Origin of the sequence: Mycobacterium sp. UM_Kg1 (genome assembly GCF_000972925.1) — a bacterium.
Lineage (GTDB): Bacteria > Actinomycetota > Actinomycetes > Mycobacteriales > Mycobacteriaceae > Mycobacterium > Mycobacterium hiberniae.
Window position 1 is genome coordinate 1 of record NZ_JRMK01000171.1, and the last position, 7,241, is coordinate 7,241.

Annotated in this window: 8 protein-coding genes; 7 read left to right on the top strand and 1 reads right to left on the bottom strand. The window is 67.3% G+C overall.

Going from position 1 to position 7,241, the window contains the following annotated elements; all coding sequences use genetic code 11:
* The 6 genes from LI92_RS24415 to LI92_RS18610 all read left to right on the top strand — a co-directional run.
* Positions 1–104, top strand: a 104-nt coding sequence (locus tag LI92_RS24415; protein ID WP_286135192.1) for a hypothetical protein, incomplete at its 5' end; no start/stop codon positions are given.
* A 59-nt stretch (positions 105–163) separates the two neighbouring features.
* Entirely contained in the window at positions 164–1,813 is a 1,650-nt protein-coding gene (gene atpA / locus LI92_RS18590) for a F0F1 ATP synthase subunit alpha (RefSeq protein WP_046321564.1), read from the top strand.
* Between the two features lie 7 nt (positions 1,814–1,820).
* A complete protein-coding gene (locus LI92_RS18595) occupies positions 1,821–2,744 on the top strand; it encodes a F0F1 ATP synthase subunit gamma (protein ID WP_046321566.1) in 924 nt (307 codons plus the stop codon).
* Between the two features lie 24 nt (positions 2,745–2,768).
* Positions 2,769–4,199 (top strand): F0F1 ATP synthase subunit beta, encoded by a 1,431-nt coding sequence (gene atpD / locus LI92_RS18600; RefSeq protein ID WP_046321568.1) that lies wholly within the window; start codon positions 2,769–2,771, stop codon positions 4,197–4,199.
* 34 nt (positions 4,200–4,233) lie between these two features.
* Positions 4,234–4,599, top strand: coding sequence for a F0F1 ATP synthase subunit epsilon (locus LI92_RS18605; RefSeq protein ID WP_046321570.1), 366 nt, complete (start codon positions 4,234–4,236; stop codon positions 4,597–4,599).
* Positions 4,600–4,612: 13 nt separating this feature from the next.
* Positions 4,613–5,056, top strand: a complete 444-nt coding sequence (locus LI92_RS18610) for a DUF2550 domain-containing protein (RefSeq protein ID WP_046321573.1) — start codon at positions 4,613–4,615, stop codon at positions 5,054–5,056.
* Positions 5,057–5,081: 25 nt separating this feature from the next.
* On the opposite strand, the gene LI92_RS18615 is transcribed toward LI92_RS18610, so the two are convergent.
* On the bottom strand, positions 5,082–5,675 hold the full coding sequence (locus tag LI92_RS18615) for a cob(I)yrinic acid a,c-diamide adenosyltransferase (RefSeq protein ID WP_046321575.1): 594 nt from the start codon (positions 5,673–5,675) through the stop codon (positions 5,082–5,084).
* Positions 5,676–5,775: 100 nt separating this feature from the next.
* Here LI92_RS18615 and murA point away from each other — a divergent pair, with 100 nt between their 5' ends.
* Positions 5,776–7,029 carry a UDP-N-acetylglucosamine 1-carboxyvinyltransferase gene (gene murA, locus LI92_RS18620; protein ID WP_046321577.1) on the top strand — a complete coding sequence of 418 codons (1,254 nt, stop codon included), beginning with the start codon at positions 5,776–5,778 and terminating at the stop codon, positions 7,027–7,029.
* Positions 7,030–7,241: the final 212 nt, after the last annotated feature.

Sequence of the window (7,241 nt, forward strand, 5' to 3'; positions counted from 1 at the left end):
GCCTGGGCGTACTGGTCACGCTGGACATCGCGGTCGGCGACGAGGTGATCGACGGCACGCTGTCGTCACGCCTTGCAGCCGCCAAGACGCATTTGCCCGACTGACCAAGACCTACCAGGTCTAAGAGCCCAATACCCATTCGAAGGCAGGAAGACGAAAAGCCATGGCAGAGTTGACAATCTCCTCTGACGACATTCAGGGGGCGATCGAGGAGTACGTGAGCTCCTTCAGTGCCGAAACCGCGCGGGAGGAGGTCGGCACCGTCATCGACGCCGGCGACGGCATCGCACACGTCGAGGGCCTGCCTTCGGTGATGACCCAGGAGCTCCTCGAGTTCCCCGGCGGGGGGCTGGGCGTGGCCCTGAACCTCGACGAGCACAACGTCGGTGCGGTCATCCTGGGTAACTTCGAGAACATCGAAGAGGGCCAGCAGGTCAAGCGCACCGGCGAGGTGCTCTCGGTGCCGGTCGGCGACGCCTTCCTCGGTCGCGTCGTCAACCCGCTGGGGCAACCGATCGACGCCCGCGGCGAGATCGAGGCCGAGACCCGCCGCCCCCTGGAGATGCAGGCTCCCTCGGTGGTGCAGCGCCAGAGCGTCAGCGAGCCGCTGCAGACCGGTATCAAGGCCGTCGACGCCATGACCCCGATCGGCCGCGGCCAGCGTCAGCTCGTCATCGGCGACCGCAAGACCGGCAAGACCGCGCTGTGCGTGGACACCATCCTCAACCAGCGCAAGAACTGGGAGACCGGCGACCCCAACCAGCAGGTCCGCTGCGTCTACGTCGCGATCGGCCAGAAGGGCACCACCATCGCCAGCGTGCGTCGCGCGCTGGAAGAGGGCGGCGCCATGGACTACACCACGATCGTCGCCGCCCCGGCGTCGGACTCGGCCGGCTTCAAGTGGCTGGCCCCCTACACCGGCTCGGCGATCGCCCAGCACTGGATGTACTCCGGCAAGCACGTGCTGATCGTCTTCGACGACCTGACCAAGCAGGCCGAGGCCTACCGCGCGATCTCGCTGCTGCTGCGCCGCCCGCCGGGCCGCGAGGCCTACCCCGGTGACGTGTTCTACCTGCACTCGCGCCTGCTGGAGCGTTGCGCCAAGCTTTCCGACGAGCTCGGTGGCGGCTCGCTGACCGGCCTGCCGATCATCGAGACCAAGGCCAACGACATCTCGGCCTACATCCCGACCAACGTCATCTCCATCACCGACGGACAGTGCTTCCTGGAAAGCGACCTGTTCAACCAGGGTGTCCGGCCGGCCATCAACGTCGGTGTGTCGGTGTCGCGTGTCGGTGGCGCCGCACAGATCAAGGCCATGAAAGAGGTCGCCGGTTCGCTGCGTCTGGACCTGTCGCAGTACCGCGAGCTGGAGGCCTTCGCCGCCTTCGCCTCCGACCTGGACGCCACCAGCAAGGCCCAGCTGGAGCGCGGTGCGCGCCTGGTGGAGCTGCTCAAGCAGCCGCAGTACGCGCCGATGCCGGTCGAGGAGCAGGTCGTCTCGATCTTCCTCGGTACCGAAGGCCACCTGGACTCGGTTCCGGTCGAGGACGTGGGTCGCTTCGAAGCCGAGCTGCTGGATCACATCCGGGCCTCCGAGAGCGACATCCTCACCGGCATCCGGGAGTCCAAGAAGCTCTCCGATGAGGCCAGCGAGAAGCTGGTGGCGGTGATCAACCAGTTCAAGAAGGGTTTCGCCGCCACTGACGGCAGCTCGGTGGTTCCCGACGAGCACGTCGAGGCACTCGACGAGGACAAGCTCGGCAAGGAAGCGGTGCAGGTCCGCAAGGCCGCGCCGGCGAAGAAGAAGTAACGCCGCTATGGCAGCCACACTTCGTGAACTACGCGGGCGAATCCGCTCCGCCGGGTCGATCAAGAAGATCACCAAGGCCCAGGAGCTGATCGCGACCTCGCGTATCGGCCGCGCGCAGGCTCGGCTCGAAACCGCACGGCCGTACGCCGACGGGATCACCCGGCTGCTCACCACGCTGGCTGCCGAGGCGGCCCTGGACCACCCGCTGCTGGTCGAGCGCAGCGAGCCCAAGCGGGCGGGTGTCCTGGTGGTGTCGTCCGACCGTGGTCTGTGTGGCGGCTACAACGCCAACGTCTTCCGCCGGGCAGAGGAGCTGTTTGCGCTGCTGCGTTCGGAGGGCAAGGACCCGGTGCTCTACGTCGTCGGCCGCAAGGCCCTGGCGTACTACAGCTTCCGGAACTGGACGGTCACCGATTCCTGGACCGGCTTCTCCGAGCAGCCGACGTATGAGAACGCCGCCGAGATCGCCTCGACCCTGGTGGAGGCGTTCCTGGCCGGTGCCGACGACGACGGTAACCACCCGGGCACCGACGGGCAGCTCGGCGTGGACGAGTTGCACATCGTGGCCACCGACTTCCGGTCGATGCTCTCGCAGTCGGCGGAGGCGCGTCGGATCGCCCCGATGCTGGTGGAGTACGTCGGCGAGGAGGCCGGTCCCCGGACGCTGTACTCCTTCGAACCGGACGCCACCACGCTGTTCGACTCGCTGCTGCCGCGGTACCTGACAACCCGCGTGTACGCGGCGCTGCTCGACTCGGCGGCCTCAGAGCTGGCTTCGCGCCAGCGCGCGATGAAGTCGGCGACCGACAACGCCGACGACTTGATCAAAGCGTTGACCCTTGAGGCCAACCGCGAGCGCCAGGCTCAGATCACCCAGGAAATCAGCGAAATCGTTGGCGGTGCGAATGCCCTCGCCGACGCCGCCCGGTAAGTCCCCAAGGAAGCGAAGAAGATAATGACTGTTACCGCTGACAAGACAACCGTCGGCCGCGTGGTGCGCGTGACCGGCCCCGTCGTCGACGTCGAGTTCCCCCGGGGCGCGGTGCCCGAGCTGTTCAACGCTCTGCACGCCGAGATCAGCTTCTCGGAGCTGGCCAAGACCCTGACGCTCGAGGTTGCCCAGCACCTCGGTGACAACCTGGTCCGCACGATCTCCATGCAGCCGACCGACGGTCTGGTGCGTGGCACCGAGGTCACCGACACCGGCGCAGCGATCTCGGTGCCGGTGGGCCACGAGGTCAAGGGCCACGTGTTCAACGCTCTCGGCAACTGCCTGGACAAGCCGGGCTATGGCGAAGACTTCGAGCACTGGGCGATCCACCGCAAGCCTCCGGCCTTCAACGAGCTGGAGCCGCGGACCGAGATGCTCGAGACCGGCCTGAAGGTCGTCGACCTGCTCACCCCGTACGTGCGTGGCGGCAAGATCGCCCTGTTCGGTGGTGCCGGCGTGGGCAAGACCGTGCTCATCCAGGAGATGATCAACCGTATCGCCCGCAACTTCGGTGGCACCTCGGTGTTCGCCGGCGTGGGAGAGCGCACCCGTGAGGGCAACGACCTGTGGGTCGAGCTCGAGGACGCCAACGTGCTCAAGGACACCGCGCTGGTGTTCGGCCAGATGGACGAGCCGCCGGGCACCCGTATGCGGGTGGCGCTGTCGGCCCTGACCATGGCCGAGTGGTTCCGCGACGAGGCGGGCCAGGACGTGCTGCTGTTCATCGACAACATCTTCCGGTTCACCCAGGCGGGCTCGGAGGTTTCGACGCTGCTGGGCCGCATGCCTTCGGCCGTGGGTTACCAGCCCACGCTGGCCGACGAGATGGGTGAGCTCCAGGAGCGGATCACCTCCACCCGCGGCCGTTCGATCACCTCGATGCAGGCCGTGTACGTGCCCGCCGACGACTACACCGACCCGGCCCCGGCAACCACGTTCGCACACCTGGACGCCACCACCGAGCTGAGCCGTGCGGTGTTCTCCAAGGGCATCTTCCCGGCGGTGGACCCGCTGGCTTCCAGCTCCACCATTCTGGACCCGGCGATCGTCGGCGAAGACCACTACCGGGTCGCCCAGGAGGTCATCCGGATCCTCCAGCGTTACAAGGACCTGCAGGACATCATCGCCATCCTCGGTATCGACGAGCTGTCCGAAGAGGACAAGCAGCTGGTCGGCCGGGCGCGTCGTATCGAGCGGTTCCTGAGCCAGAACATGATGGCAGCCGAGCAGTTCACCGGCCAGCCCGGTTCGACGGTGCCGCTGAAGGAGACCATCGAGGCCTTCGACCGGCTGACCAAGGGCGACTTCGACCACCTGCCCGAGCAGGCGTTCTTCCTGATCGGCGGCCTCGACGACCTGGCCAAGAAGGCCGAGAGCCTGGGCGCCAAGCTGTGACCCGGAATCTTCTGGCGGCGAAAGGCGGTGGGTAATGGCAGAGCTTGACGTCGACATCGTCGCTGTCGATCGCAAGGTGTGGTCGGGCAAGGCCACGTTCATCTTCACCCGGACCACCGCCGGCGAGATCGGCATCCTGCCCGGGCACATTCCGCTGGTGGCCCAGCTCGTCGACGACTCCATGGTGCGGGTTGACCGCGTCGAGGAGGGCGAGCTGCGGCTCGCCGTGCACGGCGGCTTCCTGTCGGTCACCGAAGAGGGCGTCAGCATCCTGGCCGAGGCGGTCGACTTCGCCGCGGAGATCGATGAGGCGACCGCGCGGCACGAGGCCCAGTCCAGCGACCCGAAGATGGCCGCTCAGGGACGGGCACGGCTGCGCGCCCTGGGTGTGATCGACTAATCGGGGTGAACCGATGAGCACGCCCATGCTGTATATGGTCGTGCTCGTCGCCGTTCTCCTTGGCGCGGTGACAGCGCTGAGCTACCGGCTGTGGAAGCTGCGGCAGGGCGGCACGGCGGCGATCATGCGCGACCTGCCGGCGGTCGGCGGGCAGGGCTGGCGCCACGGCGTGGTCCGGTACCGGGGCGGCGAAGCGGCCTTTTACCGGATCTCCAGTGTGCGGCTGTGGCCGGACCGCCGGCTGTCCCGCGGTGGGGTGGAGGTGGTGGCCCGGCGTGCTCCGCGGGGCGACGAGTTCGACATCATGACCGACGAGATCGTGGTGCTGGAACTGCGCGACACCACCCAGGACCGGCGGGCCGGCTTCGAGATCGCCCTGGATCGCGGCGCGCGGACGGCCTTCCTGTCGTGGTTGGAAGCTCGCCCGTCACCGCGGGCCCGGCGCCAGAATTACTGAGCTACCCCCGGCGCGCAGCGCGCCGTCAGCCCTCGGGCGCGTCGGCGGGAGATCCGCCGCCGGGCTTCCACAGGACGTCGCCGCCGGCGTTGGCCACCCGGCACAACACGAACATCAGATCCGACAACCGGTTGAGGAATTTGGCCGGCAACACCGAGACTCCCTCGGGATAGGTCTCCAGCGCCGCCCAGGCCGCGCGCTCGGCGCGACGCACCGCCGTGCGGGCCACGTGCAACAGGGCCGAAAGCGGTGTTCCGCCGGGCAGGATGAAGGAGTTCAGCGCGGGCAGTTGCTCGTTGTACTCGTCACACCAGGCTTCCACGCGGTCGATGTATTCCTCGGTGATCCGCAGCGGCGGGTACTTGGGGTTCTCGGCCAGCGGCGTCGCCAGGTCGGCGCCCGCATCGAACAAGTCGTTCTGAATCCGCAGCAGTACCGCCCGCAGGTCGTCGGCCGGTTCGCCCAGGGCGATCGCGACGCCGATGGCAGCGTTGGCCTCCTCGACATCGGCGTAGGCCACCAGTCGCGGATCGGTCTTGGGCACGCGGGAGAAGTCGCTGAGCCCGGTGGTTCCGTCGTCGCCGGTGCGGGTGTAGACGCGGGTGATGTGCACGGCCATAGCCCAAACCGTACCGGGGCGGTGCCCCGCGTGATCCGGCCCCGGGGCCCCGGGACGGATTGGTCGGGACGCGACACCTGACGTCACTACACTGACGCGAGTGGGAGAGCGTTTTGTGGTTACCGGGGGTAACCGGTTGTCCGGTGAGGTCGCGGTCGGCGGGGCTAAGAACAGTGTTCTGAAGCTGATGGCGGCGGCCCTGTTGGCCGAGGGCACCAGCACCATCACCAACTGCCCGGACATTCTGGACGTGCCGTTGATGGCCGAGGTGCTGCGCGGGCTGGGTGCCACCGTCGAACTGGACGGCACCACGGTGCGCATCACCTCGCCGGATGAGCCGAAGTACGACGCGGACTTTGCCGCGGTGCGGCAGTTCCGGGCCTCGGTGTGTGTGCTCGGGCCGCTGGTCGGCCGTTGCCTGCGGGCCAAGGTCGCGCTGCCCGGCGGCGATGCGATCGGGTCGCGTCCGCTCGACATGCATCAGGCCGGCCTGCGCCAGCTGGGTGCCACCTGCAATATCGAGCACGGCTGTGTGGTGGCGCATGCCGACGCGCTGCGGGGTGCCGAGATCCAGCTGGAGTTTCCCTCGGTCGGGGCGACCGAGAACATCTTGATGGCCGCCGTTCTGGCCGAGGGTGTCACCACCATCCACAATGCGGCGCGCGAGCCCGACGTCGCCGACCTGTGCATGATGCTCAACCAGATGGGTGCCCAGATCGAAGGCGCCGGCTCGCCGACGCTCAAGATCACTGGGGTGCCGCGCCTGCACCCGACCGAACACGAAGTGATCGGCGACCGGATCGTCGCCGCGACGTGGGCCATTGCCGCGGTCATGACCCGCGGAGACATCTCCATCACCGGAGTTGACCCGGCGCACCTGCAGTTGGTCCTGCACAAGTTGCACGATGCGGGTGCCACCGTCACCCAGTCCGACAACGGCTTCCGGGTGGTCCAGTACGACCGGCCCAAGGCCGTCAATGTCGCCACCCTGCCGTTCCCGGGATTCCCCACCGATCTGCAGCCGATGGCGATCGGCTTGGCGGCGATCGCCGAGGGCACCTCGATGATCACCGAGAACGTCTTCGAAGCCCGGTTCCGGTTCGTCGAGGAGATGATCCGCCTGGGCGCCGATGCGCGTACCGACGGACACCACGCGGTGGTGCGCGGTCTGCCGCAGCTCTCCAGCGCGCCGGTGTGGGCGTCCGACATCCGGGCCGGTGCCGGTCTGGTGCTTGCGGGCCTGGTCGCAGACGGAGACACCGAGGTCCACGACGTGTATCACATCGATCGGGGCTACCCGTTGTTCGTGGAAAACCTGGCCGATTTGGGCGCTGAGATAGAACGTGTAATATAGGTCGAGCCGGAGGGACGCGGACCGCGGAACTACCAGCAGTCTGGAACTCCTTCCGGAAGCCCCGAAAAACTCGGAGTTGACTCAACTCCAACTACGGAGTATAGTAGCGGGGTTGCCTGAAGCCGGGCGTGTTGTTTGAGAACTCAATAGTGTGTTTGGTGGTTTTTGTTTGTTGTTGTTTTTTGCCATGCCTTCGGCGCCCCGTGTTGGGG

Coding starts and splice junctions, on each gene's coding strand:
- atpA (WP_046321564.1), top strand. CDS start 164: ATGGCAGAGTTGACAATCTCCTCTGACGACATTCAGGGGGCGATCGAG.
- LI92_RS18595 (WP_046321566.1), top strand. CDS start 1,821: ATGGCAGCCACACTTCGTGAACTACGCGGGCGAATCCGCTCCGCCGGG.
- atpD (WP_046321568.1), top strand. CDS start 2,769: ATGACTGTTACCGCTGACAAGACAACCGTCGGCCGCGTGGTGCGCGTG.
- LI92_RS18605 (WP_046321570.1), top strand. CDS start 4,234: ATGGCAGAGCTTGACGTCGACATCGTCGCTGTCGATCGCAAGGTGTGG.
- LI92_RS18610 (WP_046321573.1), top strand. CDS start 4,613: ATGAGCACGCCCATGCTGTATATGGTCGTGCTCGTCGCCGTTCTCCTT.
- LI92_RS18615 (WP_046321575.1), bottom strand. CDS start 5,675: ATGGCCGTGCACATCACCCGCGTCTACACCCGCACCGGCGACGACGGA.